General features: G+C 71.8%; 22 protein-coding genes. 15 read left to right on the forward strand and 7 right to left on the reverse strand.

Annotated features, from left to right (window positions below):
* The first annotated feature begins 94 nt into the window (after positions 1 to 94).
* Together OG937_29540 and OG937_29545 are read left to right on the forward strand one after the other, a co-directional pair.
* Entirely contained in the window at positions 95 to 841 is a 747-nt protein-coding gene (locus tag OG937_29540; GenBank protein ID WUD75539.1) for a GntR family transcriptional regulator, read from the forward strand.
* A gap of 46 nt (positions 842 to 887) precedes the next feature.
* Positions 888 to 1,610 carry a cache domain-containing protein gene (locus OG937_29545; GenBank protein WUD75540.1) on the forward strand — a complete coding sequence of 241 codons (723 nt, stop codon included), beginning with the start codon at positions 888 to 890 and terminating at the stop codon, positions 1,608 to 1,610.
* Here the strand turns inward: OG937_29545 and OG937_29550 are convergent.
* Positions 1,582 to 2,400 carry a beta-lactamase family protein gene (locus tag OG937_29550; protein WUD75541.1) on the reverse strand — a complete coding sequence of 273 codons (819 nt, stop codon included), beginning with the start codon at positions 2,398 to 2,400 and terminating at the stop codon, positions 1,582 to 1,584. The two genes, OG937_29545 and OG937_29550, sit on opposite strands and share 29 nt — an antisense overlap.
* A gap of 61 nt (positions 2,401 to 2,461) precedes the next feature.
* Here OG937_29550 and OG937_29555 point away from each other — a divergent pair, with 61 nt between their 5' ends.
* Together OG937_29555 and OG937_29560 are read left to right on the forward strand one after the other, a co-directional pair.
* A complete protein-coding gene (locus OG937_29555; protein ID WUD75542.1) occupies positions 2,462 to 2,923 on the forward strand; it encodes a MerR family transcriptional regulator in 462 nt (153 codons plus the stop codon).
* A gap of 5 nt (positions 2,924 to 2,928) precedes the next feature.
* A complete protein-coding gene (locus OG937_29560) occupies positions 2,929 to 3,948 on the forward strand; it encodes an aldo/keto reductase (protein ID WUD78928.1) in 1,020 nt (339 codons plus the stop codon).
* Here OG937_29560 and OG937_29565 read toward each other — a convergent pair.
* The 3 genes from OG937_29565 to OG937_29575 are packed head-to-tail and all read right to left on the reverse strand — an operon-like array spanning position 3,909 to position 6,685.
* Positions 3,909 to 4,697, reverse strand: coding sequence for a DUF4429 domain-containing protein (locus OG937_29565; protein WUD75543.1), 789 nt, complete (start codon positions 4,695 to 4,697; stop codon positions 3,909 to 3,911). The genes OG937_29560 and OG937_29565 overlap by 40 nt on opposite strands.
* A 54-nt stretch (positions 4,698 to 4,751) precedes the next feature.
* Positions 4,752 to 5,948, reverse strand: coding sequence for an alpha/beta hydrolase family protein (locus OG937_29570; protein ID WUD75544.1), 1,197 nt, complete (start codon positions 5,946 to 5,948; stop codon positions 4,752 to 4,754).
* A 53-nt stretch (positions 5,949 to 6,001) separates the two neighbouring features.
* Positions 6,002 to 6,685 carry a TetR family transcriptional regulator gene (locus tag OG937_29575; GenBank protein ID WUD75545.1) on the reverse strand — a complete coding sequence of 228 codons (684 nt, stop codon included), beginning with the start codon at positions 6,683 to 6,685 and terminating at the stop codon, positions 6,002 to 6,004.
* Positions 6,686 to 6,791: 106 nt separating this feature from the next.
* On the opposite strand from OG937_29575, the gene OG937_29580 reads away from it, so the two are divergent.
* Positions 6,792 to 8,393 carry an MFS transporter gene (locus OG937_29580; protein ID WUD75546.1) on the forward strand — a complete coding sequence of 534 codons (1,602 nt, stop codon included), beginning with the start codon at positions 6,792 to 6,794 and terminating at the stop codon, positions 8,391 to 8,393.
* Positions 8,394 to 8,497: 104 nt separating this feature from the next.
* Complete coding sequence (locus tag OG937_29585; protein WUD75547.1) at positions 8,498 to 8,869, forward strand: peptidase inhibitor family I36 protein; 372 nt, start codon at positions 8,498 to 8,500, stop codon at positions 8,867 to 8,869.
* Positions 8,870 to 8,950: 81 nt separating this feature from the next.
* Here OG937_29585 and aceE read toward each other — a convergent pair whose 3' ends face one another.
* Positions 8,951 to 11,692 carry a pyruvate dehydrogenase (acetyl-transferring), homodimeric type gene (gene aceE, locus OG937_29590; protein ID WUD75548.1) on the reverse strand — a complete coding sequence of 914 codons (2,742 nt, stop codon included), beginning with the start codon at positions 11,690 to 11,692 and terminating at the stop codon, positions 8,951 to 8,953.
* Positions 11,693 to 12,098: 406 nt separating this feature from the next.
* Here aceE and OG937_29595 point away from each other — a divergent pair, with 406 nt between their 5' ends.
* The 6 genes from OG937_29595 to OG937_29620 all read left to right on the forward strand — a co-directional run bounded on the left by OG937_29595 (position 12,099) and on the right by OG937_29620 (position 16,398).
* On the forward strand, positions 12,099 to 12,539 hold the full coding sequence (locus OG937_29595) for a DUF3052 domain-containing protein (protein WUD75549.1): 441 nt from the start codon (positions 12,099 to 12,101) through the stop codon (positions 12,537 to 12,539).
* A 138-nt stretch (positions 12,540 to 12,677) separates the two neighbouring features.
* Complete coding sequence (locus tag OG937_29600; protein WUD75550.1) at positions 12,678 to 13,136, forward strand: peroxiredoxin; 459 nt, start codon at positions 12,678 to 12,680, stop codon at positions 13,134 to 13,136.
* Positions 13,137 to 13,209: 73 nt separating this feature from the next.
* On the forward strand, positions 13,210 to 13,785 hold the full coding sequence (locus OG937_29605; GenBank protein ID WUD75551.1) for a TerD family protein: 576 nt from the start codon (positions 13,210 to 13,212) through the stop codon (positions 13,783 to 13,785).
* 62 nt (positions 13,786 to 13,847) lie between these two features.
* Positions 13,848 to 14,423, forward strand: coding sequence for a TerD family protein (locus OG937_29610; GenBank protein ID WUD75552.1), 576 nt, complete (start codon positions 13,848 to 13,850; stop codon positions 14,421 to 14,423).
* A gap of 16 nt (positions 14,424 to 14,439) precedes the next feature.
* Entirely contained in the window at positions 14,440 to 15,582 is a 1,143-nt protein-coding gene (locus OG937_29615) for a DUF475 domain-containing protein (protein WUD75553.1), read from the forward strand.
* 84 nt (positions 15,583 to 15,666) lie between these two features.
* A complete protein-coding gene (locus OG937_29620; GenBank protein ID WUD75554.1) occupies positions 15,667 to 16,398 on the forward strand; it encodes a Tellurium resistance in 732 nt (243 codons plus the stop codon).
* Positions 16,399 to 16,423: 25 nt separating this feature from the next.
* On the opposite strand, the gene OG937_29625 is transcribed toward OG937_29620, so the two are convergent.
* Entirely contained in the window at positions 16,424 to 17,338 is a 915-nt protein-coding gene (locus OG937_29625; protein ID WUD75555.1) for a TerD family protein, read from the reverse strand.
* A gap of 226 nt (positions 17,339 to 17,564) precedes the next feature.
* Here OG937_29625 and OG937_29630 point away from each other — a divergent pair, with 226 nt between their 5' ends.
* Genes OG937_29630 through OG937_29640 form a run of 3 tightly spaced genes read left to right on the forward strand, consistent with a single transcriptional unit; the run spans position 17,565 to position 22,023 of the window.
* A complete protein-coding gene (locus OG937_29630; GenBank protein WUD75556.1) occupies positions 17,565 to 18,731 on the forward strand; it encodes an HpcH/HpaI aldolase/citrate lyase family protein in 1,167 nt (388 codons plus the stop codon).
* 29 nt (positions 18,732 to 18,760) lie between these two features.
* Entirely contained in the window at positions 18,761 to 21,199 is a 2,439-nt protein-coding gene (locus OG937_29635; protein WUD75557.1) for a phosphoribosyltransferase, read from the forward strand.
* Positions 21,196 to 22,023 (forward strand): HAD family hydrolase, encoded by an 828-nt coding sequence (locus tag OG937_29640; GenBank protein WUD75558.1) that lies wholly within the window; start codon positions 21,196 to 21,198, stop codon positions 22,021 to 22,023. The genes OG937_29635 and OG937_29640 overlap by 4 nt, the downstream gene beginning before the upstream one ends.
* Here OG937_29640 and OG937_29645 read toward each other — a convergent pair.
* A complete protein-coding gene (locus OG937_29645) occupies positions 22,004 to 22,648 on the reverse strand; it encodes a nucleoside/nucleotide kinase family protein (protein ID WUD75559.1) in 645 nt (214 codons plus the stop codon). The genes OG937_29640 and OG937_29645 overlap by 20 nt on opposite strands.
* Positions 22,649 to 22,670: the final 22 nt, after the last annotated feature.

Raw genomic sequence — 22,670 nt, forward strand, 5'->3', positions numbered from 1 at the left:
CTTCTCTTCGCCGGCTCGTTGATCGAAAACCTATGAAGTTATAGTTCAGAGGACAAGGCCCAGCCGGGGTAAAACTTTCCCCAAGTGAGAAGGTGTGCGGGTGAGCAAACTTTCGAATGGCGCACTGCACGCCGTCTTCGCACCGGTCGGCAACCTCGCCCGGGTCGACGCGGTCGTACGGCGCCTCGCGGACGCCATCGAACTGGGCCTGCTCGCCGACGGCGAGCAGCTCCCCGGTGAGAGCGAGCTCGCCACCCGCCTCGGTGTCTCCACCGTGACCTTGCGCGAGGCCCTCATGGCCCTGCGCCAGCAGGGACTGGTCACCACCCGCCGCGGCCGCGGCGGCGGCAGCTTCGTCACCGCCCCCGACCAGCCGCGCACCGCCCGGCTCGGCCACCGGCTGGCCGACTGGAGCACCGAGGAACTGCGCGACCTCGCCGACCACTGGGCCGCCGTCGCCGGCACCGCCGCCCGGCTGGCCGCCCGGCGCACCGAGCCCGCGGACCTCGCCCCGCTGGAACGCTCCCTGGAGGAGTTCGAGGCCGCCGGCGACCTCGCCGCCCGCGGCCGCGTCTACGGCCGGCTCCACGTGGAGCTCGCCGCGGCCGCCCAGTCGGCCCGTCTCACCAAGGAGGAGATCCGTATCCAGGCGGAGATCGGAGCGCTAATCTGTCTCGCACTCGGGGAGGACGACGCCCGCGCGGCGGTCGTCGAGCTGCACCGCGCGCTGCTCAGCGCCGTGCGCGACGGCGACGCGGAGCTGGCCCGGTCCCTGGCCGAACGGCGGGTGCAGGACGCGATGGAGCGCCTGATCGGACTGCGTCTGACCGTCACCGGCTGACCCGGGCGTCCGCACCACCCGTCCTCCCGCACCGGAGGCAGCCGCCGTGGCCGTCAGCTCAACCGCCTTGGTCGACAGCGTCGTCGCCGACGTCGTGGACCGGGTCCGCGGCACCCTGGAGGACGTCTTCGCCGCCGTCGCCCAGGTCGCCGAGCGCACCACCGCCATCGCCGCGGTCCGCGCCGCCGGCCGGGCCCCGACCACCGCCGACCTCGCCGCCCTGCGCCCGCTGCTGCACGAGCGGCTGCGGCGCCGGCACGACCTGATCTCCGGCATCGGCTTCATCGCGGAACCCGGGCTGCTCGGCGACGTACCGGCCTGGCTGGAGTGGTGGCAGAACCACGGGGAGGACGGGCTGCGGCCGCTCCTGCCCGACCTCGACCCGGGCACCTCGGCCTACTCCGACTACACCCACTGGGACTGGTTCGCCCTGCCCCGCGCCACCGGTGAACGCGCCGTGGCCGGACCGTACGTGGACTACCTGTGCTCCGACGAGTACAGCCTCACCCTGTCGGTGCCGGTCCAGCACGGCGGCCGCTTCCTCGGCGTCGCCGCCGCCGACGTCTACCTGCGCCACTTCGAGGCCGCCGTGCTGCCCCTGCTGCGCCGCCTGCCCGCGCCGGCCGCCCTGGTCAACGCCCGCGGCCGGGTCGCCGCCTCCACCGACCCCCGGCACCTGGCCGGCTCGCTCCTGCGCAGCGTCAGCGGCCGGTCCTGCGGACCGATCCCGCTGACGCTGGTCACAGCTCTGCCAGCACCGCCTCCGTGAGCGCCGGCCACAACGGCAGGGCCCACTCGCCGAAATCACGGTCCGTCAGGACGACGCAGGCGGCGCCGGCGTCGGGGTCGACCCACAGGAAGGTGCCGGACTGGCCGAAGTGGCCGAAGGTGCGCGGGGAGGACGAGGCGCCCGTCCAGTGCGGGGACTTGTGGTCCCGGATCTCGAATCCCAGGCCCCAGTCGTTGGGGTTCTGGCCGCCGTAGCCGGGCAGCACGCCCTTGAGACCGGGGAAGGCGACGGAGGTCGCCGCGGCGACGGTCTCCGGGGCCAGCAGCCGCGGTGCCTGCAGCTCGGCGGCGAAGCGGACCAGGTCGTCGACGGTGGAGACGGCGCCCGCGCCGGCCGAGCCCGGGCAGTCGGTGGCGTGCATGCCGAGCGGCTCCAGCACCGCCTGCCGCAGGTACTCGGCGAAGGGGATCTCGGTGGCCTTGGCGATGTGGTCCGCCAGCGCGTCGAAGCCCGCGTTGGAGTAGATCCGCCGCGTGCCGGGGGCCGCCATCACCCGGTGCTCGTCGAAGGCGAGGCCGGAGGTGTGGGCGAGCAGGTGCCGTACGGTCGAGCCCTCGGGGCCGGCCGGTTCGTCCAGCTCGACCGCGCCCTCCTCGACCGCGACCAGCGCCGCGTAGGCGGACAGCGGCTTGGTCACCGAGGCCAGCCGGAAGCGCCGCCCGGTCCCGCCGTACGCTCCCAGGACCGTGCCGTCGCGGCGGACGACCGCCGCCGCGGCCGTCGGGACAGGCCAGTTCTCGATCGCGCTCAGGCTGTTCAGGCTCCGCATGGGCGTGAGCCTAACGAATGGCCTTGCCTGGAGTGCACTCCAGGGTTTTAGCGTGGAACCCATGACCGTGACGCAGGTGGCCAAGAGCAAGCCCGGCAGCGTACGCAGCTGCGCCGACGAGGCGCGGCGCCCCCTCCCGGACGGCCGGGACCGCTACACGATCAGCGAGGTGGCGGCCTTCACCGGGCTGAGCGCGCACACGCTGCGCTGGTACGAGCGGATCGGGCTGATGCCGCACGTCGACCGCTCCCACACCGGGCAGCGCCGCTTCACCAACCGCGACCTCGACTGGCTGGGCTTCGTCGGCAAGCTGCGGCTGACCGGGATGCCGGTCGCGGACATGGTCCGCTACGCCGAGCTGGTGCGGCGGGGGGAGCACACCTTCCCCCAGCGCCAGGAGCTGCTGGAGTCGACCCGGCGCGACGTGCTGCGGCGGATCGCCGAGCTGCAGGACACCCTCGCGGTCCTCGACCACAAGATCGACACCTACGCTGACGCCCGCCGGGCGTCGGAGAGGGCATGAACGGCATGAGCGACAACAACGAACCGATCGCCAAGGTCACGCTCGGCACCGGCGGCCCCCTGGTCGGCGTGCAGGGTCTGGGCTGCATGGGCATGAGCGAGTTCTACGGTCCCACCGACGAGGCCGCCGCCCGCGCCACCCTCGACGCGGCGCTGGACCTCGGGGTCACGCTCTTCGACACCGCCGACGTGTACGGCCTGGGCGCCAACGAGGAGTTCATCGCCCCCTTCGTGCGCGAGCACCGGGACGAGATCACCCTCGCCACCAAGTTCGGCATAGAGCGGAAGGCCGACGACGCGCGGTACCGGGGCGTCCGCAACGACCCCGACTACATCCGGGAGGCCGTCGACGGCAGCCTGCGCCGCCTCGGCGTGGACGTCATCGACCTGTACTACATGCACCGCCGCGACCCCGCCGTGCCGCTGGCCGAGTCCGTCGGCGCGATGGCCGAGCTGGTGCGGGCCGGCAAGGTGAAGCACCTGGGCCTGTCCGAGGTGACCGGGGCCGAGCTGCGCGAGGCGCACGCCGTGCACCCGATCGCGGCCGTGCAGTCGGAGTGGTCGCTGTTCAGCCGGGACGTCGAGATCTCGCTGACCGGTGCCGCCGCCGAGCTGGGGGTGGCACTCGTGCCGTACTCCCCGCTGGGCCGCGGCTTTCTGACCGGCTCCTTCCAGGACGCCTCCCAGCTGTCGGCGGACGACTTCCGCCAGTACCAGCCGCGCTTCTCCGGGGAGAACGCCAAGCGCAACCTCGACCTGCTGGAGCCGCTGCGCCGGGTCGCCGAGGCGCACGGCGCCACACCCGCCCAGATCGCCCTGGCCTGGGTGCAGCAGCGGGCGCAGGTCCACGGGCTGACCGTGGTGCCGATCCCGGGCACCCGCAAGGCCGAGCGCCTGCGGGAGAACACCGCCGCCACCCGGATCGCCTTGGACGGGACCGAGCTGGGCCGGCTGGAACCGATCGCCGGGCAGGTCGCGGGGGACCGCTACCCGGACATGTCGTCCACGTCGGCGGCGCGCGAGTAGCCGTCCCGGTCCAGGGCGGGCCGCGTCCGCGCGGCCCGCTGGACCGCCGCGAGGACCGCCGCCGCCAGCGGCAGCGACTCGTGGACGAGGCCGTACCCGAGGCCGAACACGACGGTCGCGGGGTCGTCGTCGGGGTTGCCGGAGCGGTGGCCGTCGGCGTCGCGCGGCAGCAGCCGCAGGTGGCCGCCGAGCATCTCGGGGGAGCGCCAGTCGACCCCGGACAGCCCGTCGACCGGGAAGTGCTGGTCGCCGGCCTTCCACTTGGCCGTCGAGGCGCCCGTCCAGAACCAGCGGAAGGACACCGTCCCGCCGTCGAAGGAGGCCTTGCCGTCGTACGCCTTGAACGACAGGGGCGCGGACGGCACGTCCACCAGGTGGCGCGGGGCCGGTTCCGCGTCCGCGCCGCCGCCGGCCGTCGCGATCGCGGACAGCAGTTCCCCGGCGTAGTACTCGGCGAGCAGTTCCCGCTCGGCGGGCAGCACCAGGCGGTAGGGGTCGGCGGTCTCCTTGAGCTGGCCCTTCGCGGCCTCCATCAGCGGATCGGCGCCCCGCCGCGGGAGCATGCGCAGCGCGATGGCGCCGCGCCGCCCCGGGACCAGTTCGACGCCCGCGAGGGCCTCGTAGGGGACACGCCGCCGCCCCAGGGTCTGCAGCAGCTTCGAGTTGCGCATCCCCCGCTCGTAACGGATGAGCACCGCATCGGCATCGAACTCCCATACGGCGTTGGATCCGGCCAATACGTCACCCATACGGGTCATCGTAGGCCGCGTCGCCGTTTCGGGAACCGGCCGGGCGCGGCCGGACTAGGCCACGTCCGCCGTGCACCGGCTGCCGTCGGCGCACCGGACGTCCGGGTAGCGGCCGAGGGCGATGCTGGTGAAGTTGGCGAGGCTGTCGGTGCCGGAGCGGAAGTAGCCCGCGTGTCCCTCGGCGTCCTCGGAGGTCACCACGCGGGCGCCGAAGGACCGGGAGACGGGGTCGGCGCCGTGGCCGAGCCCGGCGAACTCCATGTGCGGCACGTCGCCGATCCAGTCGGTGCTGTCGCGGGTGGCCCACACCCGGGCGGCCGTGCCCAGGTCGGCCGCCTTGTCCACCCGCATGCCGGGGCTGCCGAAGACGGCGATGTCGGAGACCCGGCCGGACGGCAGGTCCGGGGCGGCGACACCGCACAGCACCGAGCCGTAGGAGTGGCAGAACAGCGAGACGCTGCCGCGCGCCGGCAGCGCCCGCACCAGCGCGGCCAGCCGGACGGCGCCCTGCTCCGCCAGTTCCCCGGTGGAGGCGTCCAGGCCGACGCCCTGCGGGGTGGTGTAGTCGGCCCAGGCGATGACGGCCGTGCGCGTGTGCGGGGCGGCGGCGTGCTCGGCCGCGTACAGCGAGCGGGCCATGCCGACGGGGGCGCGCGTCGGATCGTCCTCGCGTTCGAAGGAGAGCACGTCGGTGTCGACCCCGGGCACGACGAGCGACACCCGTTCGGCGGTGCCGAGATCGCCGAAGACCTCGGCGGCCCGGCCGCGGCCGGTGGGGTCGAAGGCGAGGATCTGCCGGCCGCCGTCGAGCAGGGAGGTGTACCGCTCGGCGCGCTGCGCGGCGTCCTGGCGGCCCTCGGCGGTCAGCAGGGAGCTGTGCGAGCGGGCGGTCTCCTGGGCGCGGGCCGTGCCGAGCGAGCGCCGGTTGGCCTGGTAACGCAGGGCGATCGGGGCGCCGTTGAGGTTGCCGACGACGAGCGGGTAGCGGACGGCGAGCCGCTTGGCCCCGTCCGGCCCGACCGAGGCGAAGAAGCGCGCGATGACGCCGGGGGCCGCCTGGGGGTCGGGGAGCGGACGCCCGCCCACCGAGCCGTGCCGCCACGCGGCCGTGGCCACCGCCAGCGCGTCCCCGCCGCCCTTGTGGTGGCGCAGCGCGGTCCAGCCGGTGGTCGCCAGCATGACGAAGACCACGGCCAGGGCCAGGAGGGCGCGCAGGGAGGGGGAGCTGAAGCGCTCGTCGACGAGGTTCACTGGGGGACACCCTAGGAGACGCCGGAGATCCCCTGCGCACCCCGTGACCCAAGTCACGTTTGGAACAAGGAGATTCCGGACACACCCTCGTGTTCGGCCCACGGTTGTGCCAGGACCGGGACCAGCAGGTCAAGGTGTTCCTCGGTGATCCGGCGGATGGACTCCACGCTGGTCTCGTCACCGTCGCCCCACAGCCGCTGGGCCACCCGGATGACCCCGCCGACGGCCGCCACCAGGACCCGCGGTCGCGGGTCCGCCGGGTCCAGGCCCTCGCGGGCGGCGATGACCGAGGCGAGCCGTTCCTCGACGAGCGCCGAGTGGCGCATCTGGGCGGACAGCAGCGGCGGCGTGGACTCGATCACCCGGTACATCGCCATGTACGTGGACAGCGGCACGACGGCGGCGATGACGGCGCTGATGCTGTGCCAGGAATCGTCCAGCGCCGCGCGCAGCGCCACGAAGGGCGGTTCGCCGGCCGGCCGCTCGGCCACCGCGGTGACGAAGGCCTCCTCGACGCTGTCCTCCAGCGCGAGCGCGACCTCCTCCTTGCCGGCGAAGTAGCGGAAGAAGGTGCGCTGCGAGACCTCCACCTCGGCGGCGATCTCGTCGACGGTCGTGCGCTCGTACCCCTTGAGGACGAACAGCTCGATCGCGGCCCGTATGAGCGCGTCGCGCGTCCGCTGCTTCTTGCGTTCGCGCAGTCCGCACACGGGCGTCGCGCGCATCGCGTGCTTCATCTGCCGTCCACCTCCAGGGGGCACCACGATACTTGCGTGCCTCCTGACAGTTACCGACGGATGACTGCTTTGGTCAAATGTCAGGGGCTGACATAATCTCTTGCCCATGACCCAAGCCTCCGTCGTCACCGACAAGGGCCCGGACTCGATACCGGCGCCTTCCAAGAAGCCCCTGCGCGGCCACCCCTGGCTGACCCTGTTCTCGGTCGCCATCGGCGTCATGGTGGTGGCCCTGGACGGCACGATCGTCGCCGTCGCCAACCCGGCCATCCAGGCCGACCTCGGTGCCTCCCGCGAGCAGATCCAGTGGATCACCACCGGCTACATGCTGGCCCTGGCGGTCTCGCTGATCACCGCGGGCAAGCTCGGCGACCGGTTCGGGCACCGGCAGACCTTCCTCGTCGGCCTCGCGGGCTTCGCCGTCACCTCCGGTCTGATCGGCGTGTCCAGCGGCGTCGGCATGGTGATCGCGCTCCGCGTCCTGCAGGGCGTGTTCGGCGCGCTGCTCCAGCCCGCCGCGCTCGGCCTGCTGCGCGCCACCTTCCCGGCCGAGAAGCTCAACATGGCCATCGGCATCTGGGGCATGGTCATCGGTGCCTCCACCGCCGCCGGGCCGATCGCGGGCGGTCTGCTGGTCGAGCACGTCAGCTGGGAATCGGTCTTCTTCATCAACGTGCCCGTGGGTCTGGTCGCGCTGGTCCTGGGCCTGGTCATCCTGAAGGACGTACGGGCCGAGAACGCGCCGCGGTCCTTCGACATCCCCGGCATCCTGGCGCTCTCCGGCGCGATGTTCGGCCTGGTGTGGGGCTTGATCAAGGCTCCGGAGTGGGGCTGGGGCGACCCGCTGACCCTGGGCTTCCTGGTCGGCTCGGTGCTGCTGTTCGTCCTGTTCGCGTTCTGGGAGACCAAGGCCTCCGAGCCGCTGATCCCGCTGCGGATGTTCCGCTCGGTGCCGCTGTCCGCGGGTACCGCGCTGATGGTGCTGATGGCCTTCGCCTTCCTGGGCGGCCTGTTCTTCGTCACCTTCTACCTGCAGAACGTGCACGGGATGTCGGCGGTGGAGTGCGGTGTCCACCTGCTGCCGCTCACCGCGATGATGATCGTCAGCTCGCCGGTCGCCGGCGCGCTGATCACCAAGTTCGGCCCGCGGGTGCCGCTGGTCGGCGGCATGGTGTGCACGGCGGTCGCCATGTTCGGGATGACCGGCCTGGAGGCGGACTCCGGCACCCTGGTCATGTCCGTGTGGTTCGCGCTGCTGGGCCTCGGCCTGGCCCCGGTGATGGTCGGCGCCACCGACGTCATCGTCGGCAACGCGCCGCTGGAGCTGTCCGGCGTGGCCGGCGGCCTCCAGGGCTCCGCGATGCAGGTCGGCGGCAGTCTCGGCACCGCCGTCCTCGGTACGGTCATGGCGTCCCGTGTGGACGGCCTGCTGCCCGAGAAGTGGGCCGCGGCCGGACTGCCCCCGCTCAAGGGCGAGCAGGCCGCGCAGGCCGCCGACGCGGTCGTGGTCGGTGTGCCGCCGGTCGCCAAGGACACCCCGGCCGAGATCGTCGCGGTGATCACGAAGATCACCAACGAGACCTTCCTCTCGGGGATGGGGCTGGCCTTCACCGTCGCCGGCATCGTGGCCGCCTTCGCGGCGGGCATCGCCTTCCTGACCAAGCGCGGCGTCAACGCGGACGCCGCCGGCGGCGGGGTGCACATCTGACGCCGGACGATTCCCTATCCGGGTGAACGAGGCCCGGGGCCCTTGGCGGCCCCGGGCCTCGCCGTTCACCGTGGAGCTCCGACCACCACGGGGGAGTGATCCACATGCGCAGTGCAGCCCTGACCCTTGCCCTGACCGCGGCCGTCGTGGCCGCCGCGGCCCTGGCCGCCCCGGCCCCGCACGCGACGGCCGCCCCCGCGGGCGGCTGCGACCCCGGGGAGCTGTGCCTGTGGAGCAGACCGGACTACCGCGGGGCGCGCCTGGTCCACGAGCTCGCCGACACCGACGTCAACTCCTGCGTGCCGCTACCGCCCGGGACGTCCGCGAAGTCGTTCGTCAACCGGACCCGCAAGCTCGTGACGACCTATCAGAGCGCCGAGTGCTCCACCGAGGGCGACTTCGTGACGTTCCCGTCCGGCACCTGGGTCCCGGAGTCCCGGCACACGGTCCGCGCCTTCCAGATCGTCGACCAGTGACACCAGCCCGCGGGGAGCCGGGAAAGGCCGGGGCCCCCGTCGCGCGGTCGCGCGACGGGGGCCCCGGCCTGGACGACGGCGTTACGCGTCGCCGCCCGCAGCGCCGGGGTCGGCGGCGGCGACGTCGAGCAGCTGGTAGCGGTCGATCGCCTGCTTCAGCACGGACCGGTCGATCTTCCCCTCCTTGGCGAGCTCGGTGAGCACGCCGAGGACCACCGACTGGGCGTCGATGTGGAAGAACCGGCGCGCCGCGCCACGGGTGTCGGCGAAGCCGAAGCCGTCGGCACCGAGGGACTGCCAGGTGCCCGGCACCCAGCGGGAGATCTGGTCCGGGACGGCCCGCATCCAGTCCGAGACGGCCACGAACGGGCCCTCGGAGCCGCTGAGCTTCTGCGTCACGTACGGGACGCGCTGCTCCTCCTCGGGGTGGAGCAGGTTGTGCTCCTCGGCCTCGACGGCGTCGCGCCGCAGCTCGTTCCAGGAGGTCGCGGACCACACGTCGGCCCGGACGTTCCACTCCTCGGCGAGGATCTTCTGGGCCTGGAGCGCCCACGGCACGGCCACGCCGGACGCCAGGATCTGCGCCGGGATCGCGCCCGCCTCGGCGGTCCGGTACCTGTACAGGCCCTTGAGGATGCCCTCGGTGTCCACGCCCTCCGGCTCGGCCGGCTGCACGATCGGCTCGTTGTAGACGGTGAGGTAGTAGAAGACGTCCTCGTTCGCCTCGGGGGTCCCGCCGTACATGCGGCGCAGACCGTCCCTGACGATGTGCGCGATCTCGAAGCCGAACGCGGGGTCGTACGCGACGACGGCCGGGTTGGTCGAGGCCAGCAGGTGCGAGTGGCCGTCGGCGTGCTGCAGGCCCTCACCGGTGAGGGTGGTGCGGCCCGCCGTGGCGCCGAGCACGAAGCCGCGCGCCAGCTGGTCGGCCATCTGCCAGAACTGGTCGCCGGTGCGCTGGAAGCCGAACATCGAGTAGAAGACGTAGACCGGGATCAGCGGCTCGCCGTGCGTGGCGTAGGAGGACCCGGCGGCGATCAGCGAGGCGGTGCAGCCCGCCTCGGAGATGCCGTCGTGCAGCATCTGACCGGTCGGGGACTCCTTGTACGCCAGCAGCAGCTCGCGGTCGACGGACTCGTACGTCTGGCCCAGCGGGTTGTAGATCTTGGCCGACGGGAAGAGCGAGTCCATGCCGAAGGTGCGGTACTCGTCGGGGGCGATCGGCACGAAGCGCTTGCCGATCTCCTTGTCCCGCATGAGGTCCTTCAGCAGCCGGACGAAGGCCATCGTGGTGGCGATCGTCTGCTGGCCGGAGCCCTTGCGGGTCCCCGCGTAGGCCTTGTCGTCCGGCAGTGCCAGCGGCTTGGCGCGCACGACGCGGGTCGGGACGTAACCGCCCAGGCCCTTGCGCCGGTCGTGCATGTACTGGATCTCCTCCGAGTTCCGGCCCGGGTGGTAGTACGGCGGGGCGCCGGACTCCAGCTCCTTGTCGGAGATCGGCAGGTGCAGCCGGTCGCGGAAGCGCTTGAGGTCGTCGACCGTCAGCTTCTTCATCTGGTGGGTCGCGTTGCGGCCCTCGAAGTTCGGGCCGAGCGTCCAGCCCTTGACGGTCTGGGCCAGGATCACGGTCGGCTGGCCCTTGTGCTCGCGGGCCGCCTTGTACGCCGCGTAGATCTTGCGGTGGTCGTGGCCGCCGCGGCCCAGGTGCAGGACCTGGTCGTCGGTGAGGCCCTCGACCATCTTGCGCAGCCGGTGGTCGTCACCGAAGAAGTGGTCGCGGATGTACGAGCCGGTCTCGGTGGCGTAGGTCTGGAACTGGCCGTCGGGCGTGGTGTTGAGCTTGTTCACCAGCACGCCGTCGCGGTCCTGCGCGAGCAGCGGGTCCCAGGTGCGGTCCCAGATCAGCTTGATGACGTTCCAGCCGGCGCCGCGGAACTGCGACTCCAGCTCCTGGATGATCTTGCCGTTGCCGCGCACCGGGCCGTCGAGCCGCTGCAGGTTGCAGTTGACGACGAAGGTCAGGTTGTCCAGGCCCTCACGGGCGGCCAGGGACAGCTGGCCGAGCGACTCCGGCTCGTCCATCTCGCCGTCGCCGAGGAAGGCCCACACGTGCGACTGCTCGGTGTCGGCGATGCCGCGCGCCTGCAGGTAACGGTTCATCCGGGCCTGGTAGATCGCGCCCAGCGGGCCGAGGCCCATGGAGACGGTCGGGAACTCCCAGAAGTCCGGCATGAGCCGCGGGTGCGGGTAGCTCGACAGGCCGTACGGCGCCTTGGACTTCTCCTGGCGGAACGCGTCGAGCTGGGTCTCGGAGAGCCGGTCCAGCAGGAAGGCACGGGCGTACACACCAGGGGAGGCGTGGCCCTGGAAGAAGATCTGGTCCCCGCCCTTGCCGTCGTCCTTGCCCCGGAAGAAGTGGTTGAAGCCCACGTCGTACAGAGAGGCGGAGGAAGCGAAGGTGGCGATGTGCCCGCCGACGCCGATACCCGGACGCTGCGCCCGGGACACCATGACCGCCGCGTTCCAGCGGGTCGCGTTGAGGATGCGCCGCTCGATGTCCTCGTTGCCGGGGAAGAACGGCTCGTCCTTGGTCGCGATGGTGTTGACGTAATCCGTGCTGCGCATCTCGGGCACGGCAACCCGCCGCTCGCGGGCTCGCTCGATCAGGCGGAGCATGAGGTAGCGGGCGCGCTCGCGTCCGCGCTCGTCGATGGCGGCGTCAAGCGAGTCGAGCCATTCCGCCGTCTCCTCGGGATCGAAATCCGGGACCTGGCTGGGAAGGCCGCCAATGATGATCGGGTTGCGATCTGATCCGGAAGCCACGCTATTCCTTCGCTTCTAGGGTCTTGCTCTGCTGGGTCGCGCCGCCTCCATCGTGTACCGCGCGTTCGGGATACGTCATCTCTACTGAGCGGTAACCACCACTAAGTGAGACAGACCCCTCTTCCAGACCCTCTTGAGGCTCTCGCATGGCTGTCCGGTGGCCGTACGACCAAACCGCAACTCTACGCCCACTCGGACGTACGACCGACCGCAACCCCGATTCGGGAGAAACCCTGGCATAGTGGAGTGAGCCACGTCACCCCTCACGGTTCGGGTTGCGGTGACACGTCAACGTTTGGGCGGGATGGGCGGCTGGGTACTTGCGCGATCCGCCGCGCCCGTGTGGACTACCGCCCATAACCCCGCACAGGAGCGGGAAGACAACCCCCATGACAGGAGGCAGAGCGTGAGCGCGACCGCGGGCCACGCGGAGGAGCAAACCAACCCGGCGAGCCGGCTTGGTTTTGAGCCCGGACAGGTGGTCCAGGAGCTCGGCTACGACGATGACGTCGATCACGAGCTCCGTGAGGGTATTGAGGGGATCACGGGCGAAGAGCTCGCGGACGAGGAGTACGACGACGTCGCCGACGGCGTCATCCTCTGGTTCCGTGATGATGACGGCGATCTGACCGACGCCCTGGTCGACGCCACGTCCGCCATCGATGAGGGCGCCCAGATCTGGCTCATGACCCCGAAGACCGGCCGTGACGGGCACGTCGAGCCGAGTGACATCGGAGAGGCCGCGCAGACCGCCGGCCTGGCTCAGACCAGCAGTGTCAACGTCTCCAAGGACTGGACCGCCAGTCGACTGGTGACCCCCAAGACGGCGAAGGCCGGCAAGCGCTGAGGCGTTCCTGACCGGCACCGCGCCCCCGTGACCGAGCGTCGCGGGGGCGCGTCGCATTGCCCCGGCGGGGCGGTGCGAGACTGGCCGCGGGGCCCGCGCCGCGGGTCCCGTCACCGCCACCGGAGAGGTGTGTCCACCATGGCGCTCGCCGTAGGCGAAAAGGCCCCCGACTTCGAGCTGCGGGACCAGCACGGCCGGACCGTGCGGCTGTCCGACTTCCAGGGCTCCAGGAACGTCGTCCTGCTCTTCTTCCCCTTCGCCTTCACCGGGGTCTGCACGGGCGAGCTGTGCGCGCTCCGCGACGAGCTGCCGGCCTTCCAGAACGACGAGGTCCAGTTGCTCGCGGTCTCCAACGACTCGATGCACACCCAGCGCGTCTTCTCCGAGCAGGAGGGCCTGGAGTACCCGCTGCTGTCCGACTTCTGGCCGCACGGCGAGGTCTCCCGGGCCTACGGCGTCTTCGCCGAGGACAAGGGCTGCGCGGTGCGCGGCACCTTCGTCATCGACAAGGAGGGCGTGGTCCGTTGGACCGTCGTCAACGGCCTGCCGGACGCCCGTGACCTGAACGAGTACGTCAAGGCGCTCGAAGCCCTGTAGTCCTGGGGAACCGGGTACTAACCTCAGGGCGTTGATCCTGATACGAGCAGCACGCGATGACATGGGAGGACTCGTGGGAGTCAGCCTCAGCAAGGGTGGCAACGTATCGCTGACGAAGGAGGCCCCCAACCTCACGGCCGTCATCGTCGGCCTCGGCTGGGACGCCCGCACCACCGCGGGCGCGGACTTCGACCTCGACGCCAGTGCCCTGCTCACCGGTACGGAGGGCAAGGTCCTCTCCGACCAGCACTTCGTCTTCTTCAACAACCTCAGGAGCCCCGACGGCTCCGTGGAGCACACCGGCGACAACATCACCGGTGAGGGCGAGGGGGACGACGAGCAGATCAAGGTGAACCTGGCCGGCGTGCCGGCCGAGGTCGCCAAGATCGTCTTCCCGGTGTCGATCTACGACGCCGAGACCCGCCAGCAGTCGTTCGGCCAGGTCCGCAACGCCTTCATCCGCGTCGTCAACCAGGCCGACGACAAGGAACTGGCCCGTTACGACCTCACCGAGGACGCGTCGACCGAGACGGCGATGGTCTTCGGCGAGCTGTACCGGCACGGCGCGGAATGGAAGTTCCGGGCCATCGGCCAGGGATACGCGTCCGGCCTGCGCGGCATCGCGCAGGACTTCGGCGTCAACGTCTGATTCGCCGGGGCCTCGCGGTCCGCGTCCGGCGGACCGCGAGCCCCGCGGGGGAGGAGAACAGCATGGGCGTGACGCTCGCCAAGGGGGGCAACGTCTCCCTCACCAAGGCCGCACCCAATCTGACCAACGTGCTGATCGGGCTCGGCTGGGACGCGCGCTCCACCACCGGGGCGCCCTTCGACCTGGACGCCAGCGCGCTGCTGTGCGCCTCGGGCCGGGTGCTCGGCGACGAGTACTTCGTCTTCTACAACAACCTCAAGAGCCCGGAGGGCTCGGTCGAGCACACCGGCGACAACCTGACCGGTGACGGCGACGGCGACGACGAGGTCCTGCTGGTGGACCTGTCGGCCGTGCCCGAGCGGGTCGACAAGATCGTCTTCCCGGTCTCCATCTACGACGCCGACGCCCGCGGCCAGACCTTCGGCCAGGTCAGCAACGCCTTCATCCGGGTGGTCAACCAGACCGACCAGAGCGAACTGGCGCGCTACGACCTCTCCGAGGACGCCTCCAGCGAAACGGCGATGATCTTCGGAGAGCTGTACCGGTACGGCGGCGAATGGAAGTTCCGAGCCGTTGGCCAGGGGTATGCATCAGGCCTCCGGGGCATCGCCCTAGACTTTGGGGTCAACGTTTCGTAAAGGGATTGGATATCCAGTGCTCCTCCGAACTTTCGGCTGGTCGTTCGGTGTCACCGCCGCCGGCCTCGCCCTCGCCGGTTTCCTGTGGGGTGCGGAGGGGCTTGCCCTCGTCGCCATCCTGTCGGTGCTGGAGATCTCGCTCTCCTTCGACAACGCGGTGATCAACGCCGGCATCCTGCGGAAGATGAATGCCTTCTGGCAGAAGATCTTCCTCACCATCGGCATTCTGATCGCCGTCTTCGGCATGCGCCTGGTCTTCCCGATCATCATCGTGTCGATCACGGCGAAGATCGGGCCCATCGAGGCCATCGACCTGGCGATCAACAACAAGGAACAGTACGAGCACCTCGTCACGTCCGCGCACCCGGCGATCGCCGCGTTCGGCGGGATGTTCCTGTTGATGATCTTCCTCGACTTCATCTTCGAGGAGCGTGAGCACAAGTGGCTCGCCTGGCTGGAGAAGCCGCTCTCCAAGCTCGGCAAGCTCGACACGCTCTCCGTCGTCGTCGCCCTGGTCGCCCTGCTGATCACCGCCACCACGCTCGCCACGGACGTCTCGCACGGCGGTGGCGACAAGTCCTCCACGGTGCTGCTCGCCGGGATCGGCGGCCTCATCACGTACCTCGTCGTCGGCGGCATCTCGAGCTACTTCGAGGACAAGCTGGAGGACGAGGCCGACGAGGCCGACGAGGAGCTCGAGGAGCGGAGCGCGGGTGGCAAGCCGGCCGGCAGCGGCGCCTCGGCCGTGGGCCTGGCGGGCAAGGCGGCGTTCTTCCTCTTCCTCTACCTGGAGGTCATCGACGCGTCGTTCTCCTTCGACGGCGTCATCGGCGCGTTCGCGATCTCCAACGACATCTTCATCATCGCCCTCGGCCTCGGCATCGGTGCGATGTACATCCGGTCGCTCACCGTGTTCCTGGTCCGCAAGGGCACCCTGGACGACTACGTCTACCTGGAGCACGGCGCGCACTACGCGATCGGCGCGCTGGCGGTCATCCTCCTGGTCACCATCAAGTTCGAGATCAACGAGGTCATCACCGGCCTCATCGGCGTCGTCCTGATCGGCGCCTCCTACTGGTCGTCGGTGGTGCGAAACCGCCGTCTCGGGGAAAGCTCCGAGCAGCGGGACGACAAAGCGGAGGTGACGAGCGGGGTCTGACCCCCGTCTCGTCACGACATTCGGGTCACGCCGCCCCCCCGCCGACCCGGCGGGGGGCGGCCTGCGTGCAGGGGACGGACGGACATGTGGAACTTCCTGCGGCCGAGCGGCGGCTTCAACGCGCAGTTCGACATGGCGAACGCGCACACCATCGAGCTCACCAGGCGGCACCAGGTCGTCTCGCTGTCCAAGCAGGGCGCGGCCGTCGGCAACCTGCGCATCAACCTGTCCTGGCAGATGCGCACCTCCGACACCGGCGGCTGGAACCAGCGCAGCGGCTCGTGGCTGAGCCGCCAGATGCACCTGTTCAAGCCGGAGCCCGTGCAGGCCGCCGGCCCCGCCATGGTCAACGTCGACCTCGACCTGGCGTGCATGTACGAGCTGGCGGACGGGACCAAGGGCGTCGTCCAGCCGCTCGGCAACTTCCTCGGCGACCTCGACGCCCCGCCGTACATCCAGATGACCGGCGACGACCGCTTCGGCGGCTCGTCCGGCGAGACGCTCTACATCAACCTCGACAAGCACGACGAGTTCAAGCGCATGCTCGTCTTCGTCTACATCTACGACGGCACGCCCGCCTTCGACCGCACCCACGCCAAGGTGGAGATCTTCCCCAGCTCGGGCCCGCGGATCGAGATCCTGCTGGACGAGCGCGAGCCGCAGGCCCGCTCGTGCGCCGTGGTGCTCATCGAGAACAAGAAGGGCGACCTGACCGTGCGCCGCGAGGTGAAGTACGTCTACGGCTTCCAGGCCGAGCTCGACCGGCTGTACGGCTGGGGCCTGCAGTGGGGCCGCGGCTACAAGACCAAGGTCTGACCGCGCGGCCCCGTACCGGGCGCGCTCAGCGGCGTTCCTGGAACTGCGGGCCCATCGGCGGCAGCCGGAACCCCTGCATCGGCTGCGGATAGCCGTACGCGGGGGCGGGGGCGGCCGCGGTCGGCGCGGGCTGCTGCGGCGGGTAGCCGTAGGCCGGTGCGGCCACCGTCGGCTGGGGCTCCTGCGGGTAGCCGTACGCCGGGGCCGCCACCGTCGGCTGCGGCTCCTGCGGGTAGCCGTAGGCGGGCGGCGCGGTGGGCTGCGGGGGCACCGGCGCGGGGGCCTGCAGGGTGTACGCGTCGGGCGGCTCGGTGGTCAGGACGGTCGGCGGCACGGGCTGCGGCACCGAGGCCGCCTCGCCCTCCGGCCGCGGCGGCGGTGCCTCGTCGAGGTCGCCCTCCTCGACGGTGATGCCGAACTCGGTGGCGAGCGCCTCCAGCCCCGAGGCGTAGCCCTGCCCCAGCGCGCGGAACTTCCAGCCACCCGCCCTGCGGTACAGCTCGCCGCAGATCAGCGCCGACTCGTCGCCGGTGTCCGGGACGACGTCGAAGACCGCCAGCGGCTCGGCGTCGGAGCCCGCGGCCGTGTCGTAGAGCAGCACCGTCAGGTCGGAGACGAGGGCGAAGGGGCCGCCGTCCGCGGAGGCCGCGACGACCACCCGGTCCACGCCCGCCTCGAGTGCGGCCAGGTCCACCTCGACGGCGTCCGTCAGCCCGGCCGGCTCGCTGCGCTTGGGCAGGTGCCGGGCGGCGCCGCCCGGGTGCCGGGGCTGGTTGTAGAAGATGAAGTCCTCGTCCGAGCGCACCTGGCCGTCCGCACCCAGCAGCAGCGCCGAGGCGTCGACGTCCGGCACACCCGCCCCCGGGCTCCAGCGGAGCACCGCCCGCACCCCCGAGGCCGTCACCGGGATGTTGGAGCCCTTCACCATCGCCTGCGTCATGCGCGCAATCCTGCCCTCCCGGGGGCCGCGCCCACAACGCGGGGCGTACGGCGGGTGCGCCGGCGGGGAAAGATGGGGACAGGGCGACACGTACCGGACCCGAGGGGGTTACCTGATTTTCACGTACGCCGGGAACGTCCGGAGGGGGCTCACACGTACGATAATCGGCCACGGCGTCGGGGGACGCTTCCCACCTCTCCAACCACCACCTGCCACGGGGGAAAGCATGCGCCACTTCGGGCACCTCGCGCCGGACGTACGGAACGAGCTCTTCCACCGGGAGCCCGCCGAGTTCACCGCGGCCTCGTCGGCCGGCACGCTCGCCGTCGCCCTCGGCGCCACCCTCTACTGCCCGGCGACCCGGTCGAGGCTCGCCGACGACGTGCTCAAGCAGGCCGCGCGCGGTGTGGTGTCGATGGTGCTGTGCCTGGAGGACTCCATCGACGACCGGGAGGTCGAGGCCGCGGAGGAGAACCTGGTCCGCCAGTTCGGCGATCTCGCCCACCGGATCCCCGACGGCGACCCCCCGCTGCTCTTCATACGGGTCCGCACCCCCGGCCAGATCACCGACCTCGTGCGCCGGCTCGGCGACGACGTGTCCCTGCTCTCCGGATTCGTGCTCCCCAAGTTCACCGAGGAGTCCGGGGTCCCCTTCCTGGAGGCCCTCGCCGCCGCCGAGGCGGACTGCGGGCGGCGGCTGTACGCGATGCCGGTACTGGAGTCCCCGCAGCTGCTCCACCTGGAGACCCGCACCGAGACGCTGTACGGCATCTCCCGGACCGTCGACAAGTACCGCGACCGCGTGCTCGCGCTGCGGCTCGGCGTCACCGACTTCTGCTCCGCCTACGGGCTGCGCCGCTCGCCCGACATGACCGCCTACGACGTCCGCATCGTCGCCTCGATCATCGCCGACGTGGTCAACGTCCTCGGGCGCGCCGACGGCACGGGCTTCACCATCACCGGACCGGTCTGGGAGTACTTCAAGCACTCCGAGCGCATGTTCAAGCCGCTGCTGCGGCAGAGCCCCTTCGTCCCCGAGGCCGTCGACCTGCGCGAGGCCCTCATCCAGCGGGACATGGACGGGCTGCTGCGCGAGATCGAACTGGACCGGACGAACGGCCTGCAGGGCAAGACCTGCATCCACCCCTCGCACGTCCAGCCCGTGCACGCGCTCAGCGTCGTCTCCCACGAGGAGTGGAGCGACGCCGTCGACATCCTGCACGAGGACCGCAGCGGCGGGGGCGTGCTGCGCTCGGCCTACACGAACAAGATGAACGAGGTGAAGCCGCACCGCGCCTGGGCCGAGCGCACCGTGCGGCGCGCCGAGGTCTTCGGCGTGGCGCGGGAGGAGATCGGCTTCGTCGAGCTGCTCTCCGCGTGCGTGCCATCGTGACCGGCAACGAGAGGGAGAGTGCCGAAGGCATGACAGTGGAGCACGTCTGGTCCGGGCAGTGGGTCGCCGACCGGCTCGGGGTCACCCTGCGGGGGGACGGCCTGAGCGGTCTGCTCGGCCTCGCCCTGCGCCGCAACCCCAAGCGGGCGCACCTGCTCGTCTCCAACGTGCTGGGCAAGCACGTGCCGCAGCGCCCGCACGTCGTCTACGACGCCGGGTACGGGCTCGGGATGCGCGTGCGGGAGCTGCTGGGCGAGAACGAGGCGGCCCGGGCCGTGGTGCTCGGCTACGCCGAGACCGCGACGGGCCTCGGGCACGCCGTGGCCGACGGTGTCGGCACCGCCCCGTACCTGCACTCCACGCGGCGCCCGGTCCCCGGGGCCGAGCCGGTCGGCGGCTTCGAGGAGGAGCACAGCCACGCGACCTCGCACCTGCTGCTGCCCGAGGACACCGGCCTGCTGGCCGGGGACGGGCCGCTGGTGCTGGTCGACGACGAGTTCTCCACCGGCCGGACGGTGCTCAACACGGTGCGGGCGCTGCACGCCCGCTACCCGCGCCGCCGGTACGTCGTGGTCGCCCTGGTCGACATGCGCTCGGAGGCCGACCGCGCACTGCTCGCCCGGTTCGCGGCGGAGCTGGGCGCGGGCGTCGACGTCCTCGCCCTGGCCTCGGGCACCGTCGTCCTCCCGGACGGGGTGCTGGAGCGCGGCCGGGCGCTGGTCGCCGCGCACGGCGCCGCCGAGCCCGCCCGGCCGGCCGGGGGAGCGGTACCCCTGCGGGTGCACCTGGACTGGCCCGCCGGGCTGCCCGACGGCGGCCGGCACGGCTTCACACCCGCGCACCGCGCGCGGCTGGAGGCGGCGCTGCCCGCGATGGGGGCCCGTCTGGCGGAAGGCCTGCGCCCGCCCGGCGACGGCGACGGCGCCGGGGACGCCCCGGCAGCCCGCGTCCTCGTGCTCGGCAACGAGGAGCTCATGTACGCCCCGCTGCGGCTGGCGCGGGCACTGCAGGACGCCCTGCCCGCCGCGGAGGTGCGGTTCTCCACGACAACGCGTTCCCCGGTCCTGGCCGTGGACGACCCGGGGTACGCGATACGCACCCGGATCACCTTCCCCGACCACGACGACCCGGCGGACGGCCCCGGCGAGCGCTACGCGTACAACGTGGCGGGCGCGGGCTTCGACGCGATCGTCGCCGTCGTGGACAGCGCGGGCGACACGCCCGCCCTGCACGCCCCCGGAGGGCTGCTCGCGCAGCTCGCCGGTCACACCGAAAGGCTCCTGCTGGCCGTGGTCCCCTCGTACGAACCCCGCCCGCCCGCCCCGACGCTCCCGGAGCCGCTGCGCGGGCCCGCGTTCTCCTCGTACGCGCCCGACGAGGTCGGCTGGCTGCTGAAGGACCTCTCCGAGACCGAACTGGAGGCGCCGACCGAGGAGCGCGAGGAGGCGATCCAGAGCGGCGGGGCGCACTACGCGGAGTCGCTGCCCGTGGAGTACCAGCCCAGCGCGGAGTACCAGGAGCTGTTCCGGGTCGCGCTGGCGGAATCCGCGGGCCGGATCGCCCGCGCCGTCGGTGCCGTGACCGAGCTGGTGCTCGCCGAACGCGGCCCGGACGCCGTCCTGGTGTCGCTGGCCCGGGCGGGCACCCCGGTCGGCGTGCTGATGCGCCGCTGGGCCCGGCACGCGCACGGCCTGGACCTGCCGCACTACGCCGTGTCCATCGTCCGCGGCCGGGGCATCGACACCACCGCCCTGCGCTGGCTGGCGGAGCACCACGACCCCGCGCGGGCGGTGTTCGTGGACGGCTGGACCGGCAAGGGCGCCATCACCCGCGAACTGGCCGACGCCGTGGCCCCGTACGGGGGCTTCGACCCGGAGATCGCGGTGCTCGCCGACCCCGGGTCGTGCGTCCGCACCTTCGGCACCCGCGACGACTTCCTCATCCCGTCCGCGTGCCTGAACTCCACGGTCTCCGGCCTCGTCTCGCGCACCGTGCTGCGTGCGGACCTGATCGGCCCCGACGAGTTCCACGGCGCCAAGTTCTACCGCGAGCTGGCCGGCTCGGACGTCTCCGGCCTCTTCCTGGACGAGGTCTCGGCCCGCTTCGCCGCCGTGACCGACGAGGTCGCCCGGGACGTCAAGGAGCTCCAGGCCGGCGACCGCACGCCCACCTGGGAGGGCTGGGCCGCGGTCGAGCGGATCAGCGAGGAGTACGGGATCGGGGACGTCAACCTGGTCAAGCCGGGCGTCGGCGAGACCACCCGGGTGCTGCTGCGCCGCGTGCCGTGGCGGGTGCTCGCCCGGCGCGGCGCGGGACAGGACCTGGCGCACATCCGGCTGCTCGCCGAGCAGCGCGGCGTCCCGGTGGAGGAGGTGGACGACCTGCCGTACTCGTGCGTCGGGCTGATCCACCCCCGCTTCACCCGGGGCGCGACCGGCACGGACGGCAAGGCGGTGGAGGCCAAGTGAAGCAGCGCCCCGAGATCGTGAAGTCCCTCGTCGCCAGCGACCTGGACCGCACCCTCATCTACTCGCCGTCGGCCCTGGCCCTGTCCATGGCCGACGAGGAGGCGCCGCGGCTGCTGTGCGTCGAGGTGCACGAGGGCCGGCCGCTGTCCTTCATGACCGAGAACGCCGCCGCGCTGATCCAGCGGCTCGCGGCCGCCGCCGAGTTCGTCCCGGCGACGACCCGCACCCGCAAGCAGTACCGGCGCATCAACCTCCCGGGCCCCGTCCCCCGGTACGCGATCTGCGCCAACGGCGGGCACATCCTGGTCAAGGGCCACACCGACCACGACTGGAACGCCGAGATGCGCCGCCGCCTCGACGAGGGCTGCGCGCCGCTGGCCGAGGTCCGCGAGTTCATGGCCCGCACCTCCGACGAGTCCTGGCTGCGCAAGGAACGCGTCGCCGAGGACCTGTTCGTCTACCTGGTCGTGGAGCGGTCGCTGCTGCCCGAGCGCTGGGTGAAGGACCTCGCCGAATGGGCGGAGGAGCGCGGCTGGACGGTCTCGCTGCAGGGCCGCAAGGTCTACGCCGTGCCCAAGCCGCTCACCAAGTCCGCGGCGCTGGCCGAGGTCGTCCGCCGCACCGGCGCCGACCACGTCCTCGCCGCGGGCGACTCCCTGCTGGACGCGGAGCTGCTGCTCGCCGCCCACACCGCCTGGCGTCCCGGCCACGGCGAACTCGCCGACACCGGCTGGGGCGCGCCGCACGTCGACGCGCTGACCCTGCCCGGCGTCGCGGCGGGGGAGGAGATCCTGCGCCGGATGCTCAGCGTGGCGCGCCGCTGACCCCGCCGGTCCGCACCACCCGGGTGCACGCGCTGCGCGTCGCCTCGACGCGCAGCGCGTTCGGCCGTTCGCTGGCCTCGATGAAGGCCCGGGCCTCCGCCTCCGTGCGACCGCCCGTCACATGCCTGACCAGCAGCCGGTCCTCACGCACCTCGGGGTCGGCCTCGACGAACCACAGCTCGTCCAGCAGGTCCCTGACCTCGTGCCAGCCGGCGCCGTCGTCGGCCAGGTAGTTCCCCTCCGTCACCACCAGCCGGGCCTGCGGGAGTACGGCGATCCCCGCCGCGACCGGCTCGTCGAGGTCCCGGTCGAAGTCCGGCGCGTAGACGGCGCGGCCCTGCCACGAGCGCAGCCGCCGCAGCAGATGGACGTAGCCGTCCACGTCGAAGGTCTCCGGCGCGCCCTTGCGGCCGCGCAGTCCGAGCCGGTCCAGCTGGGCGTTGGAGAGGTGGAAGCCGTCCATCGGCACGTACGCCGCCGTACCCGCGCCGAGCCGCGCGTCGACCCCCTCCACCAGCGAACGGGCCAGGGTCGACTTGCCCGCCGCGGGCGCGCCCGCCAACCCCAGGAGCACCCGCCTGCCTGGCATGCTGGGCACCAGGGCGAGGACGTCATCCACGTACATGCCGCCACCTTAAGGAGCAGCC

This window comes from Streptomyces sp. NBC_00510 (assembly GCA_036013505.1).
Classification (GTDB): domain Bacteria; phylum Actinomycetota; class Actinomycetes; order Streptomycetales; family Streptomycetaceae; genus Actinacidiphila.

Coding starts and splice junctions, on each gene's coding strand:
- OG937_29635 (WUD75557.1), top strand. CDS start 18,761: ATGACAGTGGAGCACGTCTGGTCCGGGCAGTGGGTCGCCGACCGGCTC.
- OG937_29645 (WUD75559.1), bottom strand. CDS start 22,648: ATGTACGTGGATGACGTCCTCGCCCTGGTGCCCAGCATGCCAGGCAGG.
- OG937_29625 (WUD75555.1), bottom strand. CDS start 17,338: ATGACGCAGGCGATGGTGAAGGGCTCCAACATCCCGGTGACGGCCTCG.
- OG937_29600 (WUD75550.1), top strand. CDS start 12,678: ATGGCGCTCGCCGTAGGCGAAAAGGCCCCCGACTTCGAGCTGCGGGAC.
- OG937_29575 (WUD75545.1), bottom strand. CDS start 6,685: ATGAAGCACGCGATGCGCGCGACGCCCGTGTGCGGACTGCGCGAACGC.
- OG937_29610 (WUD75552.1), top strand. CDS start 13,848: ATGGGCGTGACGCTCGCCAAGGGGGGCAACGTCTCCCTCACCAAGGCC.
- OG937_29620 (WUD75554.1), top strand. CDS start 15,667: ATGTGGAACTTCCTGCGGCCGAGCGGCGGCTTCAACGCGCAGTTCGAC.
- OG937_29565 (WUD75543.1), bottom strand. CDS start 4,697: ATGGGTGACGTATTGGCCGGATCCAACGCCGTATGGGAGTTCGATGCC.
- OG937_29585 (WUD75547.1), top strand. CDS start 8,498: ATGCGCAGTGCAGCCCTGACCCTTGCCCTGACCGCGGCCGTCGTGGCC.
- OG937_29555 (WUD75542.1), top strand. CDS start 2,462: ATGACCGTGACGCAGGTGGCCAAGAGCAAGCCCGGCAGCGTACGCAGC.
- OG937_29580 (WUD75546.1), top strand. CDS start 6,792: ATGACCCAAGCCTCCGTCGTCACCGACAAGGGCCCGGACTCGATACCG.
- OG937_29630 (WUD75556.1), top strand. CDS start 17,565: ATGCGCCACTTCGGGCACCTCGCGCCGGACGTACGGAACGAGCTCTTC.
- OG937_29560 (WUD78928.1), top strand. CDS start 2,929: ATGAGCGACAACAACGAACCGATCGCCAAGGTCACGCTCGGCACCGGC.
- OG937_29550 (WUD75541.1), bottom strand. CDS start 2,400: ATGCGGAGCCTGAACAGCCTGAGCGCGATCGAGAACTGGCCTGTCCCG.